This is a genomic window from Humibacillus sp. DSM 29435 (genome assembly GCF_001758225.1).
Taxonomy (GTDB): domain Bacteria; phylum Actinomycetota; class Actinomycetes; order Actinomycetales; family Dermatophilaceae; genus DSM-29435.
In genome coordinates this window covers 77,141-92,768 of sequence record NZ_MAST01000007.1, presented here as the reverse complement: position 1 = coordinate 92,768, position 15,628 = coordinate 77,141, and the positions used below count along the sequence as shown (strand labels likewise).

At 69.9% G+C, this 15,628-nt stretch carries 12 protein-coding genes and 1 riboswitch; of the genes, 10 read left to right on the top strand and 2 right to left on the bottom strand.

What is annotated here, in order from left to right; genetic code table 11:
* Position 1: 1 nt before the first annotated feature.
* Positions 2 to 1,837 carry a DNA polymerase gene (locus BA895_RS06370; protein ID WP_254666356.1) on the bottom strand — a complete coding sequence of 612 codons (1,836 nt, stop codon included), beginning with the start codon at positions 1,835 to 1,837 and terminating at the stop codon, positions 2 to 4.
* Entirely contained in the window at positions 1,830 to 2,978 is a 1,149-nt protein-coding gene (locus BA895_RS06365; protein WP_070191051.1) for a MalY/PatB family protein, read from the bottom strand. Before BA895_RS06365 ends, BA895_RS06370 begins: the two co-directional genes overlap by 8 nt.
* Positions 2,979 to 3,201: 223 nt before the next feature.
* Between BA895_RS06365 and BA895_RS06360 the strand changes: the two genes are divergently transcribed.
* From BA895_RS06360 to BA895_RS06315, 10 genes are all read left to right on the top strand, one after another.
* A complete protein-coding gene (locus tag BA895_RS06360; protein ID WP_070191050.1) occupies positions 3,202 to 3,966 on the top strand; it encodes an EcsC family protein in 765 nt (254 codons plus the stop codon).
* 56 nt (positions 3,967 to 4,022) lie between these two features.
* Positions 4,023 to 4,415: a YkvA family protein gene (locus BA895_RS06355; protein ID WP_070191049.1), complete on the top strand. Its 393-nt coding sequence runs from the start codon at positions 4,023 to 4,025 to the stop codon at positions 4,413 to 4,415.
* A 109-nt stretch (positions 4,416 to 4,524) separates the two neighbouring features.
* Positions 4,525 to 5,880 (top strand): DUF4192 domain-containing protein, encoded by a 1,356-nt coding sequence (locus BA895_RS06350; RefSeq protein ID WP_070191048.1) that lies wholly within the window; start codon positions 4,525 to 4,527, stop codon positions 5,878 to 5,880.
* A gap of 139 nt (positions 5,881 to 6,019) precedes the next feature.
* Positions 6,020 to 6,133: riboswitch (SAM riboswitch) on the top strand.
* Between the two features lie 15 nt (positions 6,134 to 6,148).
* Complete coding sequence (locus tag BA895_RS06345) at positions 6,149 to 7,411, top strand: homoserine O-acetyltransferase (protein ID WP_083283040.1); 1,263 nt, start codon at positions 6,149 to 6,151, stop codon at positions 7,409 to 7,411.
* 102 nt (positions 7,412 to 7,513) lie between these two features.
* Positions 7,514 to 7,912, top strand: a complete 399-nt coding sequence (locus tag BA895_RS06340; protein WP_070191046.1) for a universal stress protein — start codon at positions 7,514 to 7,516, stop codon at positions 7,910 to 7,912.
* A 387-nt stretch (positions 7,913 to 8,299) separates the two neighbouring features.
* Positions 8,300 to 10,066: an RNA polymerase sigma factor gene (locus tag BA895_RS06335; RefSeq protein WP_254666355.1), complete on the top strand. Its 1,767-nt coding sequence runs from the start codon at positions 8,300 to 8,302 to the stop codon at positions 10,064 to 10,066.
* 213 nt (positions 10,067 to 10,279) lie between these two features.
* Entirely contained in the window at positions 10,280 to 11,779 is a 1,500-nt protein-coding gene (locus BA895_RS06330; RefSeq protein ID WP_070191045.1) for a long-chain fatty acid--CoA ligase, read from the top strand.
* Positions 11,776 to 13,560, top strand: coding sequence for an alpha/beta hydrolase (locus tag BA895_RS06325; protein ID WP_254666354.1), 1,785 nt, complete (start codon positions 11,776 to 11,778; stop codon positions 13,558 to 13,560). Before BA895_RS06330 ends, BA895_RS06325 begins: the two co-directional genes overlap by 4 nt.
* Positions 13,550 to 14,431 carry a poly(3-hydroxyalkanoate) depolymerase gene (gene phaZ, locus BA895_RS06320; RefSeq protein WP_070191094.1) on the top strand — a complete coding sequence of 294 codons (882 nt, stop codon included), beginning with the start codon at positions 13,550 to 13,552 and terminating at the stop codon, positions 14,429 to 14,431. The genes BA895_RS06325 and phaZ overlap by 11 nt, the downstream gene beginning before the upstream one ends.
* Entirely contained in the window at positions 14,428 to 15,627 is a 1,200-nt protein-coding gene (locus tag BA895_RS06315) for an acyl-CoA dehydrogenase family protein (RefSeq protein ID WP_070191043.1), read from the top strand. The genes phaZ and BA895_RS06315 overlap by 4 nt, the downstream gene beginning before the upstream one ends.
* The last annotated feature ends 1 nt before the right edge of the window (position 15,628 follow it).

Below are 15,628 nucleotides of genomic sequence, written 5' to 3'. Positions count from 1 at the left end.
GTCAGCCCTTCGCCTCGCTCCACCTGGTGATGACGGAGGTGTCGGCCACGAAGCGAACCTGTTCGGTGCCGGCCCACGTTCGGGCCGCGGTCTGCAGTGAGCGGTCGACCTCGGCGGCGGCTGCCTGGGCGTGCTGCGTGGGCACCTGAACCAGCAGCTCGTCGTGCAGGCAGAGCACGATCTGGCCGCCCAGGGGGGCGACGGCCCTGCGTACGGTCGCCGCCCATGCCTTGAACAGCTCGGCCGCCGATCCCTGGATGATGGCGTTGCGGGCATAGCGTCCGCGAGCGGCGTCGGCATTACCCGCCTTCTCCCGGATGCCGCTGGGCTCGTCAGGGTCAGCCCCGTCAGCGCCGTCGGCGATGTCGGCGGCGACGGGAGCCGCGGCTCCGAACCGGATCAGCCGACCACCCCAGGTTCGCACCGGCAAGCGGGCGACACCGTCGGCGTACGCACGGTCGAGCAGACCCATGGCCACCGGGTAGGCCTTCTCGAGGTCTTTGAGGGCCTCACCGGCCGCACCGGAGCGTTGACCGTACATGGCCGCCAGCACGGCCACCTTCGCCGTCGGCCGGTCGGCGCCGAGCTTGGCGGCCACCGGCGCGTAGAGGTCGTCGCTGCGGGTCGCCTCGGCGAAGGTGCGGTCGATGCTCACGACCGCGAGCACCCTCGGTTCGATCTGGCCCAGGTCGGCTCGCACGAACACGTGGCCCGGGGCGGCCCGCACGGCGGGTCGAAGGGGCGCCGGGAGGTTGTGCAGACCGTTCTGGGCGGTCATGCGCCCCGCGGAGCCGTCACACGCGGTCCAGCGGCCGCGCAACCGGTCGTCGGCGCCGACGTGCTCGTCGAGCCAGCGGTATCCGTAGGTGGTCGCGATGCGCTCGTCCTTGCGCCAGGAGAGCAGGGCGTCGACGAGTGGATGGCTCTGGCGGTAGGGCTCGAGCACCCAGGCGCGGGTGTTCGGCACGTCGACACCGACCGAGCGGAGCAGGTCGCGTACCTGGCCGGGGTTGCGCAGGTCGGTGCGCTCGTGACCGGGCGCGTGAACCAGCACCCGGTGGTCGCGCCGGGAACGGATGGCCTGAGCATCGGCGTCGTCGACCGGTCGCGGGCCGGCCGAAGCGCTGATCAGGTCTTCGGCGGCCAGGCGGTCGAGGGGGAGACCGTCTCGTTCGAGCTCGAGACAGAGCACAGCGGCCGCCGACTCAGACCACACGGTGCGCAGCATCCTCCCGTCTCGGCTACTCCCGCTGCCCCCGCTGCCCTCGATGGTGGCGACTGAGCCGGCCTGCGCCAGCTGGCTTTCCAGGGCCGCCCGCGCCAGCTGCTCCAGTCGCGGGGGTCGGTCGGCCCAGGTCGTCAGGGCATCGGCGCGCAGGTGGCCCGTCTCGGTGAGCAGGTTCTGCTCGTCGCCAGCAAGGTCGAACAGGTCGCCGAGGCCCCCGTCGAAACCGGCCCGGGCCCGACGCAGGCGGGGCACGTCGGTCTCCGGGAGCCGCCTGCAGCCGGCCCACACGTGACCGGGGGTCGCCCACCACCCACCGTGCACGATGCGGTGCGCCTCGGCGAGGTCCCAGGTGCGGGCCACCGCGACCCGGGCCGCGACCACCTCGCCCAGGGCCGCAGCGGCCGACCAGACCACCCAGCGCGGTGCCATCACCGAGTCGAGATCGGCGAACCGGTCGACCAGCTCGGCGAGGGGCCAGTGCCGTGCGTCTCCGGAGCCGCCAGAGCCGCCGGGCAGCACGACACAGGCCGCCGTCGTTCCGACCACCAGCGCAACGAGCGGAGGGTCGAGTCGCCCGGCGCCCGACACCGTGCCCGGCCCGTCAGTCAAGGCAGGCCGCGATGCGGTCGACGGCGACGCCGAGGATCTCGGGAGAGGTGGCGAAGTTGAGTCTCGCGAAGCCGGCCCCCGACCGACCGAACGTGGGCCCGGGGGAGAGCGCGACCCGGCCACGTTCGAGCAGCACGGCGGCGGGGTCGTCGCCCAGGCCCACGCGGCGGAAGTCGAGCCAGGCCAGGTAGGTCGAGGGCGGAGCCACGAACCCGACGCCGGGCAACCGCGTGGCCACGAGCTCGCCCAGCAGCGCGCGGTTGTCACCGAGCTCACCCATCAGCCGGTGCACCCACTCGCGGCCCCGGGTGTAGGCCGCCGTCTGCGCGATGACCCCGAGGTGGCTCGCGCCGTACGTGACGAGGGGGTGCAGTCTGCCCACGTCGGCGACGGCATCCGGGCCCGGCACGATGACCGCGGCCTTGAGCCCGGCGAGGTTCCAGGCCTTGGACGCCGACGTGACGGTGATGCCCCGCTCGCTGCCCGGCACCGTGAGGTACGGCGTGAACACGACCTCGTCGTAGACCAGGGGACCGTGGATCTCGTCGGAGATGACCTGCACCCCGTACTCGTCGGCCAGCGTGGCGAGCCCGCCGAGCAGGGCGAGGGAGTGGACGGTGCCCGTCGGGTTGTGCGGGTTCGAGAGCAGGTAGACCGCACGCGCCCTCTCGGTCTGCAGCTCGCCGAACACTCGCTCGAGAGCCTCGAGGTCGAGCTCGCCGTTCGCGCCCAGGGGTGCGTCGACGACCCTGCGCCCGGTGGAGGCGATGACGTCGAAGAAGGCGTTGTAGACGGGCGAGCTGATCACCACCGGCCCCCCGGGCTCGGTGAAGAGGCCGATGAGGTGCACCACACCGGTGAGCACGTCGGCCACGCTGGTGGTCCGGCCTGGGTCGAAGCTCCACCCCCACTCGACGTCGGCGAACGAGGCGCAGGCGGACGCGTACGGAAGCGACCAGGCGTAGCCGGTGTCTCCGCGTGCCACGGCGGACGTGACGGCATCGACGACGGCCGGACAGGGAGCGGCATCCATCTCGGCGATGAACAGGGGGAGCACGTCGGGGGCGTGCGCGCGCCACTTGACGCTCGTGCGCGAGCGACGGAGCTCATCGAGGGAGACGTCGAAGATGCGCTGGCCCATGGCCCGAGCCTAGAAGAGTGTCGAGACGGCCGGGCAGCCGGTTCGAGACGGACGAGGCGCGGACGGTGAGCCTCCGGCTGCGTCGCCGTACGTCGGCACTGGCTGCGCCGTCTGCCCGGTGAGGCCGACCCCGAAGATGCGCGCACCCCGGCATCCCGATTACGGTGTCGGGGCGGCCCGATCCCGGTGACCGGCCGCAGACGTCGTCGAAGGGGAGTCGCACGTGGGCAAGCTTGGTTGGGGCAGTGGGGACACGGACGAGGCTGAGCGAGCCTCCGACGAGGCGGCCCGTGATGTGCAGAAGGTCGCGAAGGACTCGGCCCTCGCGCGCGCCTACGCCGGTCGCGAGGGTGGCCTCACGGGCACGGCGACCCGGCTCATCGAGCGACTGCTCGACATCGGCATCGACGGGAAGGGCCCTTTCCGGTCGGCTCACGACGTGGCGGCCAAGGCCCTTCAGGAGAACCACGACGACCCCAAGAAGGCGATCAAGGCCATCCGCCGCGACCACCGACAGCTGGGAGCCGCCGGGGGTTTCGCGACCGGTCTCGGAGGCTTCTTCCTGCTGCCCGTCTCGCTGCCCGCCAACGTGCTCGAGTTCTACCTGCTCGGCACCCGCATGACCGCGGCCATCGCCAAGGTGCGCGGCTACGACATCGACCAACCCGAGATCCGCTCGGCGGTGCTGCTCACCCTCGCGGGAGCAGACAGTGAAGACCTGCTCAAGAAGGCGGGTCTGCTGGCCCCCGGCGGCAAGCTGGCCTCGGTCGCACTCGACCGGTTGCCCGCGCCGGCCCTGATGGTGCTCAACAAGGCGATCGGGTTCCGGCTGCTCAGCCGCATCGGGCAGGGCACCCTCGCCAGGCTCGGACGGGGGGTGCCGGTGCTCGGCGGCTTGGCCGGTGGGGCGATCGACGTCTACATGCTCGGGCGCATCGCCGGGCAGGCGATGGACGAGTTCCCGCCGTTGACCCCGTTCGGGCCCTGACTCCGACGCGATGAAGCGCACCTCCCGACTGAAGCCTGGCGGCCACGGTCTTCACCGTGGCGCGCGCCACCGGCCGGCCCGGTTCGCCGAGCGTCGCCGAGCGGGCGCAGTGCGTGCCGAGGCTGGTTCGCGCCACGCTCGACCGCTCGTACACCGGCGTCACCCCGACGCGGCTCGCGCTCGTGGCCGCCGCAGCCGTCTACGTCGCCTCCCCGGTCGACCTGATCCCCGAGACCGTGCTCCCGGTCGTCGGCCTCGCCGACGATGCGTTGGTGCTGCGATGGGCGGTTCGGGCCTTCGTCGAGGAGACCGACCGCTTTCTCGTGTGGGAGGCCCGGCGGTACGCCTGGCGCCCCGGCGAGCGCGCCCGCCCTGCACCGCCATCCCCGCACCCGGCCGCGGCCCGGGCCCACCTGCTCGAGTCGGTGCGGCGGCGACTGGAGCGCTGACCCACTCCACCTTCCGAGCCCGTCCACACCCCCGTCTCAGGTCATGGGCTCGTACACAGCCGAGCCGACGGCGGATGCCGGAGCCCGGCGAGCCAGCAATTCTCGGCCCATGCCGAAGATCTCACTGTCCGGGCCTGCCCAGCTGCTGGCCGTCATTCCCTACCACCTCGGGTTCCGGCCCGACCGCAGCGTTGTCGTCGTCTGCTTCCACGACAAGCGGCTCGGGCTGATGGCCCGCCTCGACGCGGTGGGCAGCGAACACACTGCGCTCGCTGCCGCTTCGCTGCTCCCGACCCTCGTGCGCGAGGCGCCCACGTCGGTGGCCATCGTCGGGTTCGAGCTGACCGCGGGTGAGACCATGCCGCTCAGCGACGCACTGGCCACCGCGGTCGTGCTCGAACGGATACCGCTGCGCGAGCGGCTGCTCGTTCGTGACGGGCGGTGGTTCGGTCTGGGCTGCGACTGCTGCCCCGCCGAGGGCAGCCCGATGCCCGCGGACGCCGACGTGCCGGCGCTGGCCACCTACGTCGGCCTGGGCCAGGCGGTGCTCGGCACGCGCGCGGCGATGACCCGCCTCATCGAACCCCTGGCCGCCACCGCACCACGCCACGACGCCCTGGCGCGCGCGATCTCCGAGTGGCAGGAGCAGTACGCGTGGTCGGTGGTCACCGACGTCGGAGACCAGCTTGAGGCCCTGACGGGAGTCGGCCTCGAAGCGGACGCGAGCGATGGCTACGGCGACGCCGGGCGCGACGACGAATGCGGGTTCGACCGCGAAGACTCGTTCGACTGCGAAGACTCGTTCGACGGTGACGCCCTCGACGACGACGGTCCGCCCCGAGCGATGCTGGTCGAGGCCGCTCTGCTGTGCTGGCGGGCGCTGCTCTGCGACGAGACCAGCGACTCGGCTCTCCAGGCGATGCTGCCCGCGATCGTCGGCCCGCTGCGGTTCTGTGACCTGCGCGATGCGATCATCGCGTGGATCTGTCCCGGCACCATGACACTCGACCACGTCGACCCCGACCTCGTGGAGTCACTGCGCCTGTGCCTGGGCGATGACGTGCGCGCACCGGGTCCGGTCCCAGGCCCGGTCTCAGGTCCGGTCTCAGGTCAGGGCCCACATCGGGGCCCACATCAGGCCCTGCGTCCGCCTCCGGGCGAGTCTCTCGCTCCGCCCTCGGGTCGTTGGCTGGCCGTGGCCGGCGCCCACGACGATGATGAGGCGCTCGCGCCGCGGGCGATTGCCGCCCGTCTCGAGCGGTTGTGCCGGGCCACCCCCACCGCCCACGCGGCGCCGGTCCTGTCAGTCTTCGCTGCGTACGCGTGGTGGGCCGGTAACGGCACCAAGGCGGGAATGGCCGTCGACCGGGCCTTGGAGATCGAGGGTGAGCACCGGCTCTGCGGGCTCATCCGCACCGCCCTCGACCACGGGGTGCGGTCTCCCCTGCCGGGCTGGGCCGCTTGAGGGCGGGTGCTGCTGCGCGTGCCTGGCTGGACCTGTTCTCGGCGGCGTCGGTGCGTGCGCCCGCCCGACGTGCGTGGCCGGTTCCATCCTGTGGACGGGGCGCTCGTCGGCCGGCTCTGGATCCCGTACAGTTGAGCAAGGTCATGAGTACCAGCGACAAGCCCCGGCTCGCTGGTCGGCAACCCTCCTCTGCGGTGGGGTGCCCCGGGTGAAGACCTGGCCACGTCCCCCAGGACGTGTGCAAGCGCGAGCACGAGGAGCCAACCCCATGACCATCACCGGGCGACACCCCCGTACCAGACGGTTCACGTCGAGGCCAGGGTCGGCAGCTGGTCCGATCGCAGGGCCGCCATCCGGGCCCACCCCTGCAGACAGCTCCGCCGCGTCGTCTGCGGCGTCTGCTCCGTCTGCGGCGACCGACGGTGACGGAGCCTGGCGCGAGGGCGACCCGGTGGGTCGACGAACCTTTGTCGACATCGGCACCGTCGAGCTTGAGCGCGGAGTGGTGCTGCCCGACGCACGCATCGCGGTCGAGACCTGGGGGCGCCTCAACGAGCTCGGAGACAACGTCATCCTCGTCGAGCACGCCCTCACCGGCGACAGCCACGTCACCGGTGAGGCCGGCGAGGGCCACGCCTCCCCAGGCTGGTGGAACTCCCTGATCGGGCCCGGCCGGCCCATCGACCCCGACCGCTGGTTCGTAGTGTCGACCAACGTGCTGGGCGGTTGCCAGGGCAGCACCGGGCCCTCGAGCTCTGCGCCTGACGGTCGGGCCTGGGGCAGCCGCTTCCCGTACCTCACGATTCGCGACCAGGTGCTGGCCGAGTCGGCCGCCCTCGACCGGCTCGGTGTGCGCCGGATCGCGGCCGTGATCGGCGGGTCGATGGGCGGCATGCGGGCCCTGGAATGGGCCGCCACCCACCCCGAGCGCGTCGAGCGCGCCATCGTGTTCGCCAGCACCGCTCATGCCACCGCAGACCAGATCGCCTGGTGCCAGGCACAGCTGCTCGCGATCCGCTCCGATCCCGACTTCGCCGGCGGCGACTACTACGACACGGGACGGTCGCCCGTCACCGGACTGGGGCTGGCCCGTCGAATCGCCCACATCACCTACCGCACCGAACACGAGCTGGGCGAGCGTTTCGGCCGACAGCCCCAACAGGGGGAGGAGCCCCTCGGCACGCCCACTCGAGGTCGGTTCGCCGTCGAGGGCTATCTCGACCACCACGCCGGCAAGCTGGCCCGGCGCTTCGACGCCAACTCCTACCTCGTGCTGACCGAGTCGATGAACTCCCACGACGTCGGCCGCGACCGCGGTGGGGTGGCGGCGGCGCTCGGCGCGGTCCGGGCCGACTGCACCATCGTCTCGGTGGACTCCGACCGGCTGTACCCACCGCGGCTGTCCGACGAGATGCATGCCGCCCTACCCCGCTCGACCCGGGCGTCCATCACCTCGCAGTTCGGCCACGACGGCTTCCTCATCGAGGAGGACCAGGTCGCACGAATCGTGCAGGCGGCACTGGCGCGATAGGCCCAGCCCGATCGTCTGCGCCGATCAGACCACACGCGGTGCCGACCATTTTCCGGTACGGTCCGTCAAGATGTTGTTTCCGTCGCGAGGAGGACCGGACAAGTGGCCATTGTCGTGGGTTACGTTGCCACCAGGGAAGGTCGCGCCGCACTCAAGCGCGCGGCGGAAGAGTGCATCCTGCGAGGCACCAAGCTCGTCGTGATCAGCTCGCATCGAGGGGGCAAAGACTTCGACGCCGATGAGTCGGTTCGTTTCGAAGCCGAGCTCGAGCGCGTGAAGGAGATGCTGCAGCAGAAGGGCCTCGAGCACGAGGTCCGGTCGCTGGTGCGGGGCAACGACCCGGCCGAAGACCTCATCTCGGTCGCCGAAGCCGAGTCGGCCGACTTCATCGTCATCGGTCTGCGTCGACGCAGCCCCGTGGGCAAGCTGATCCTCGGCTCGAACGCCCAGCGGATCCTGCTCGACGCCAGCTGCCCCGTGCTTGCCGTGAAGGCCGACTGACCGTCGTCCGCGCACCTTGCGCCACCCCGTGCAGGCACCCGGTCTCACCTGGTCTGACCTGGCGTTTTCCATCGCGGGCGTGCGCGCTTTATAATGGTCAAGTACCGGATTGCACAAGGCAGACCGAGAGATCGACTCACCGCGGGCCAGGGGCCTCGCGCATCGCAGATCGACTCCACCAGGCCGAGCATCGTCCGATTCGAAACCCCATGCCCTTCTTGGCGATTCGTCCTGCCCCGCGCCGGACGCATCGCCGTCAGTCCCCGCCACGAAAGGCGACCGTAGTTCGTGTCGACGCAAGCCCCGCCCGTTTCAGTTACAACGCCCCTGTCTGCGCCACCGACGCAACCTCTGCCCCAGCCGTCGTCAAAGCCGGCCTCGAAGCCGTTGCCGAAGGCGTTCGCCCACCCCGCTCTGCTACAGCTTCTCGCCAAGGGGTCGGCCACGGGCAGCATCACCGGCACAGAGATCCGAAACGCTCAGCTCGAGGCTGATCTCGGGCTGCGCGCCATGAAGAAGGTGCTCGTCACGTTCGAGGACCACGGCATCGACATCGTCGTCGAAGCGCCGCCGAGCGTGAGCCGCACCAGCAAGACCACCCGCACCGGTACCAAGGGAGCCACCGTGTCTGCCGCACGTACGACCACCAAGACCACCACGAGCACCACCGACGCAGCGAAGGCAGAACCGGCCGAGAAGGCCGATCCCGTCAAGACCGCGGCCACCAAGACCGCGGCGCGCAAGACGGCGCCGGCCACCAAGACGACAGCGGCCAAGACGACAGCGGCCAAGACGACGGCCGCCAAGACGACGGCCGCCAAGACGACGGCGGCCAAGAAAGCCACGACGACGAGCGAGGTGGCCGATGCGGCGGCCAAGCCGGCGGCGAAGACCGCCGCCCGGGCCACCAAGGCCGCTCCGGTCAAGCGGGCCACCAAGAAGGCGGCCGCAGCCGGGACCGACGACGAGGCGCAGGAGCCCGACGACGCGAAGGGACCAGGCGCGGCCGGGCCGGCCAAGGGGGCGCTGGTGGCCGGGGCCAAGGGCGGCGAGGCCGCCAACACGACCGAAAGCGCTGACGACGCCGACGACGACGACGAAGACGACGACTCGCCCGAGGCGACCGCCCGGCGCACCCGCAAGAAGGCGGCTGCGACCGAGGAGACCGAGGAGTCGGGCTTCGTCATCCGTGACGACGACGAGGACGATGCTCCGGCTCAGACGGTGGTCACGGCCGGCGCCACGGCCGACCCGGTCAAGGACTACCTCAAGCAGATCGGCAAGGTGGCGCTGCTCAACGCCGAGCAGGAGGTCGAGCTGGCCAAGCGCATCGAGGCCGGCCTGTTCGCCGAGGAGCGGATGTCGGGGTTCACCCGGCAGGAGACCTTCTCCAAGGCGGGCAAGGAGCTCTACTGGATCGGCCAGGACGGCAAGAAGGCCAAGAACCACCTGCTCGAGGCCAACCTGCGCCTCGTGGTGAGCCTCGCCAAGCGCTACACCGGCCGCGGCATGCTCTTCCTCGACCTGATCCAGGAGGGCAACCTCGGCCTCATCCGTGCCGTCGAGAAGTTCGACTACACCAAGGGCTACAAGTTCAGCACCTACGCCACCTGGTGGATCCGCCAGGCGATCACGCGAGCGATGGCCGACCAGGCGCGCACCATCCGGATCCCGGTGCACATGGTCGAGGTCATCAACAAGCTGGCCCGGGTGCAGCGCCAGATGCTGCAGGACCTCGGGCGGGAGCCCACTCCTGAAGAGCTCGCCAAAGAGCTCGACATGACGCCCGAGAAGGTCGTCGAGGTGCAGAAGTACGGCCGTGAGCCGATCTCCCTGCACACCCCCCTGGGCGAGGACGGCGACAGCGAGTTCGGTGACCTCATCGAGGACTCCGAGGCCGTGGTGCCCGCGGATGCCGTCAGCTTCACCCTGCTGCAGGAGCAGCTGCACTCGGTGCTCGACACCCTCTCCGAGCGTGAGGCCGGCGTGGTCTCGATGCGCTTCGGTCTCACTGACGGCCAGCCGAAGACGCTCGACGAGATCGGCAAGGTCTACGGCGTGACTCGCGAACGGATCCGCCAGATCGAGAGCAAGACGATGAGCAAGCTGCGTCACCCCAGCCGCAGCCAGGTGCTGCGCGACTACCTGGACTGACCGGTCTGAGCGTTGGCGGACCGTGGATGCAGGTCAGGTGCCCAAGGGGCACCTGACCTGCATCTTTCCCCGGTGGGGCACTGGGGTGTGGCGTTCGACAGGCGGGTAGTAGACAGTGGACCAGGACCCGCGATCTCGATCAGGACGCCGTAGAGCCCAGCGGGTCCTCCTGGGCGGCACGACCCGCATGACGACGCACGCCGGAGGCAACCCGTGACCAACCTGGCCGACAACCTGACCCGGACCGCCCAACAGCACGGGGACCGCCCCGCGATCAAGCTCGACGATCTCGTGATGACCTACTCCGAGCTGCAGGACGGTGCCCGGCGCGTGGCCGCCCTGCTGAAGTCCAAGGGGGTGGGGCCTGGTGACCGGGTCGGTCTGGTGCTGCCGAATGTTCCACCGTTTCCGGTGCTGTTCTACGGCGCCGTGGCCATCGGTGCTGTGGTCGTGCCGATGAACCCGCTGCTCAAGGGCCGCGAGGTGAGGTTCTACCTCGAGGACTCGGGCGCCTCGATCGTCTTCGCCTGGAAGGACATGGCGCAGGAGGCGGCCAAGGGCGCCTCAGCGGTCGGGATCGAGTGCGTCGAGGTCGGTCTCGACTTTGCCGAGCTGATCGGGCAGCACGATCCCGACGAGCAGGTCGTGGATCGCATGGACGATGACACTGTGGTGCTGCTGTACACCTCCGGTACCACCGGTGAGCCCAAGGGCGCGCAGCTGACCCACCACAGCATGGGAACCAACGCCTCGACCAGCGCCGAGACCCTGGTCGAGCTCACCGAGGAGGACGTCGTCATGGGGTGCCTGCCCCTCTTCCATGTCTTCGGCCTCACCGTCGGCCTCAACGCTGCCGTCCTCAAAGGGTCGTGCCTGACCTTGCTCCCGCGCTTCCACCCCGAGAAGGCGCTCGAGATCGTGGGTCGCGACCGCGTCACCGTCTTCGAAGGCGTCCCCACGATGTACTCCGCCCTGCTGCACGCAGCGAGCGCTGACACAGCCGACCTGTCCAGCCTGCGCACCTGTGTCTCCGGCGGTTCGGCGATGCCGGTCGAGGTGCTGAAGAACTTCGAGGAGAAGTTCGACTGCGTCGTGCTCGAGGGCTACGGCCTCTCTGAGACCTCACCCGTGGCTTCCTTCAACCAGCCCGGCCAGCAGCGCAAACCGGGCTCCATCGGGACGCAGGTGCGCGGCGTGGAGATGAGGCTCGTCGACGATGACGACGAGGATGTCGCCCACGGTGAGGTCGGCGAGATCGTGATCAAGGGCGAGAACGTCATGAAGGGCTACTGGGGGCGCGAGGATGACACGGCCGCCGCGATCACGGACGGCTGGTTCCATACGGGCGACCTGGCGAAGGTCGACGAAGACGGCTACTTCTTCATCGTCGACCGCAAGAAGGACCTGATCATCCGGGGCGGCTACAACGTCTATCCGCGCGAGGTCGAGGAGGCCCTCTACGAGCACGAGTCCGTCGCGGAGGTGGCGGTCATCGGCATCCCTGACGACAGCCTCGGCGAGGAGGTCGGGGCGGCCGTCACGCTGAAGCCCGGCCAGCAGGTCAGCGAAGCCGACCTCAAGGCGTTCGCGAAGGAACGGCTGGCGGCCTACAAGTACCCCCGTGTCGTGTGGATCGTCGACGAGCTGCCCAAGGGCCCCACCGGGAAGATCCTGCGGCGTGAGGTCAGCGCCCCGCAAGGAGGGTCGAAGTGACGACTTCGGCGGGCGTCGAACCAGCGCAGAGGGCCGAGCGCCGGATGCACGACGAGGACGAGACGCACGACTCTGCTGAGCTCTCGGCCAGCACGGCGCTGGCCAGCCCGCTCGACCTACTGTTGGCCACGGCCAGCACCGGGCCCCTGCGTCGGTTCGTGCCGGGAATGGCGGGGGTCAACTTCACCGCCGGGCTCGTGCGTCACTCCGGGGCGGTTGCCAGGCGCACGGCCGCGCTGGCCTACGAGCTGACCCGCGTCGGCCTGGGTCGGTCGCGACTGGAGCCCGGAGCCAAGGACCGCCGGTTCGGCGAGGAGGCCTGGGTCAAGAACCCGGCCTTCAAGCGCACCTTGCAGAGCTACCTCGCCGTGAGCGAGGCGGCCCGTGGCCTGGTCGACGATGCCGGCCTGGACTGGGGTGACGACCAGAGAATGCGCTTCATCGTCGACAATCTGGTCGAGGCCGCAGCACCCAGCAACAACCCCTTCCTGAACCCCAAGGTGATCAAGCGAACGATCGACACCGGGGGAGGCAACCTCCTCGAAGGTGGCCGACGTTTCGTGATGGACTTCGCGACCGCCCCGCGGGTGCCGTCGATGGTGGAGGCCGACGCGTTCGAGATCGGTCGCGACATCGCGGTGACGCCTGGCGCCGTGGTGCTGCGCACCGATGTCTTCGAGCTGATCCAGTACACCCCGCAGACCCCCAAGGTGCGCTCGGTGCCGATGCTGATCGTTCCGCCCACGATCAACAAGTACTACGTGATCGACCTGGCGAAGCAGCGCTCGTTGGTGGAGTTCCTCGTGCAGAGCGGCCAGCAGGTCTTCTGCATCTCGTGGCGCAACCCCGACGTGCGTCACGCCGACTGGGGCCTCGACACCTACGGCCAGGCGATTCTCGAGGCGATGAAGGCCTGCGAGAACATCAGCCGGCAGACCAGGACGGCGATCTTCGGCATCTGCTCTGGCGGCCTGATCACCTCGATGCTGATGGCCCACCTCGTCGAGCTCGGTGAGGCGCATCGCGTCGCGTCGTACAGCCTGGCTGTGACCGTGCTCGACCAGGAGCGAGCCGGTGTCACCAGTGCGCTGCTCTCGCCCAAGGCGGCAGCCGCAGCCACCGCGGCCTCGAAGGAGAAGGGGTATCTCGATGGGCGCACGTTGGCCGAGATCTTTGCGTGGCTGCGGCCCAACGACCTGATCTGGAACTACTGGGTGAACAACTACCTGATGGGTCACGCCCCCAAGGCTTTCGACATCCTCTACTGGAATGCCGACCCGGTGCGGATGACCGCCGCCATGCACCGCGACTTCATGGACCTCGCGATTCGTAACGCGTTGGTGGAGCCCGGGGCGGCGACGATGCTCGGCACCAAGGTCGACCTGGGCACGGTCACGACCGACAGCTACGTCGTGGCCGGCATCGCCGACCATCTGTGCAAGTGGGAGTCGTGTTACCAGACCACGCAGCTCTTGGGCGGCGACACCAAGTTCGTGCTCTCGACGAGCGGTCACATCGCCGCCATGGTCAACCCGCCCGGCAACCCCAAGGCCAGCTTCCAGACCGCACCCTCGGGTCGTGGGCAGCAGGGCACCGACAACCCGGAGGACACCCAGACGTGGCTGACCCAGGCCGTCAAGGTGAAGGGCAGCTGGTGGGAGGACTGGGCTAAGTGGCTCGCGGAGCGCAGCGGCGATGAGCGCGCCAAGCCGCGCAAGCTCGGCAACGCCGCCTACGCGCCACTGGATGCCGCACCCGGGACCTATGTTCATGACCGCTGAGCCCGCACGAGCTCGCAGCGACGACCACGTCCGCAACGTCACGGCCCGAGGTGTCACCGCGCGGGTGTCGGTAAGGCCCGGCGTCGGCTCCTTCACCGACACGCCCCCGCTGCTGCTCTGCAACGGCATCGGCGTCAGTCTCGAGGCGTTGCAGCCGCTGGTCGACCACCTGCACCCCGACCGCGGACTCGTGCGCTTCGATGTGCCTGGTGTTGGCGGCTCGGCCCTGCCCCCGTTCCCCTACGCCATCGCCGGGCTGGCTTCGTGGGTGACCGCCCTGATGGCCAAGCTGGGTCATCGCCGCTTCGACGTGCTCGGTCTCTCCTGGGGCGGGGGCCTCGCGCAACAGCTCGCGGTGCAGGCGCCGCGGCGGGTACGCCGGGTGGTGCTGGTCGCGACCGGCACCGGAACCTTGATGGTGCCTGCTCACCCGCGGGTGCTGAAGATCATGGCGACACCTCGACGCCACCGCGACCCTGCCTTTGCGGCCACGGTGGCGCCCGAGATCTATGGCGGATCGATTCGCACCCACCCGGAGCGCGGCGCAGCCCTGCTGCACGCTGCCACCCGGTCAGGCCCCAAGCGGGGCTACTACTACCAGCTGCTCGCCATGACCGGCTGGACCAGCCTGCCCTTCCTGGGGCTGCTGCGCCAGCCGACGCTGGTGATGGGCGGCGACGACGACCCCATCATCCCGGTCGCCAACCCGAAGCTGCAGGCTGCCCTGATCCCGCACTCGCAGCTGCACATCTACCACGGCGGGCACCTCGGCATCCTGACCGAGGCAGACGAGCTCGCGCCTGTCATCGACACCTTTCTCAATGGTGACAGCCTGGTTGGCACGGGCCCGACGAAGGAGAGCCACCGATGAGCGAACGTGAAGACCTCGGCCTCGAAGACAGCCCCCTGTCTGACTTCCTCGGCTTCGAGCTGCTGCTGAGCGAGCAGGACCGCGACCTGCTCGGCAGCGTGCGCTCGTTCATGACGCGTGAGGTCGAGCCGGTCATCAACGACTACTGGACCCGAGCGGAGTTCCCGCACGAGCTGGTGCCGGGCATCGCGAAGCTGGGTATCGCCGGCCTCGCGTACGACGGTCCCGGCTGCCCGGGCCGCGGGGCCCTGGTCGATGGCATGGTCGCGATGGAGCTCGCCCGGGTCGACCCGTCGATGTCGACGTTCATGGGTGTTCATGGCGGCTTGGCCATGGGCTCGATCCACCTCTGCGGCTCCGACGAGCAGCGTGAGCGCTGGCTGCCGGCGATGGCCCGGATGGAGCTGATCGGTGCGTTCGGTCTCACCGAGCCCGACGTCGGCTCGGCGATCTCGGCCGGCCTCGCCACTAGTGCCCGGCGCGACGGCGACGAATGGGTGCTCAACGGCGAGAAGAAATGGATCGGCAACGCCGCGTTCGCCGACCTCGTCGTGATCTGGGCGCGCGACGAGGAGGACAAGCAGGTCAAGGGTTTCGTCGTCGAGAAGGACGCCGTGGGGATGACCTTCGACAAGCAGGAGGACAAGATCGCCCTGCGCGTCGTGCAGAACGCCGAGATCCACCTCCACGACGTTCGCGTTCCCGAGGCCAACCGGCTGCAGAAGGCCGAGAGCTTCCGGTCGACTGCCGACGTGCTGCGCGTGACCCGGATGGGCGTGGCCTGGCAGGCCGTGGGCTGTGCGCGCGGCGCCTACGAGCACGCACTGCGCTATACCAAGGAGCGCCAGCAGTTCGGCCGGCCGATCGCCTCGTTCCAGATGGTGCAGGACCTGCTTGTCAAGATGCTCATGAACGTCACTGCCGCCACGGCCATGAACGTCCGGGGATCACAGCTGCAGGATGCCGGCCTGCTGGCGGACGAGCACGCGTCGTTGTGCAAGGCGCACGCGACCGTGCGGATGCGCGAGGCCGTCGGCTGGGCGCGCGAGGTGCTCGGCGGCAACGGCATCCTGCTCGAGCACCACGTGGGCCGCTTCGTCGCCGACGCGGAGGCGATCTACTCCTACGAGGGGACCCGCGAGATCAACACCCTGATCGTGGGCCGAGCCATCACCGGCGAGAGCGCCTTCGTCTGAC

Bases quoted from the DNA above. Each gene is read 5' to 3' on its own strand.
- phaZ (WP_070191094.1), top strand. From the start codon at position 13,550: ATGACCGCTGAGCCCGCACGAGCTCGCAGCGACGACCACGTCCGCAAC.
- BA895_RS06350 (WP_070191048.1), top strand. From the start codon at position 4,525: ATGCCGAAGATCTCACTGTCCGGGCCTGCCCAGCTGCTGGCCGTCATT.
- BA895_RS06365 (WP_070191051.1), bottom strand. From the start codon at position 2,978: ATGGGCCAGCGCATCTTCGACGTCTCCCTCGATGAGCTCCGTCGCTCG.
- BA895_RS06315 (WP_070191043.1), top strand. From the start codon at position 14,428: ATGAGCGAACGTGAAGACCTCGGCCTCGAAGACAGCCCCCTGTCTGAC.
- BA895_RS06345 (WP_083283040.1), top strand. From the start codon at position 6,149: ATGACCATCACCGGGCGACACCCCCGTACCAGACGGTTCACGTCGAGG.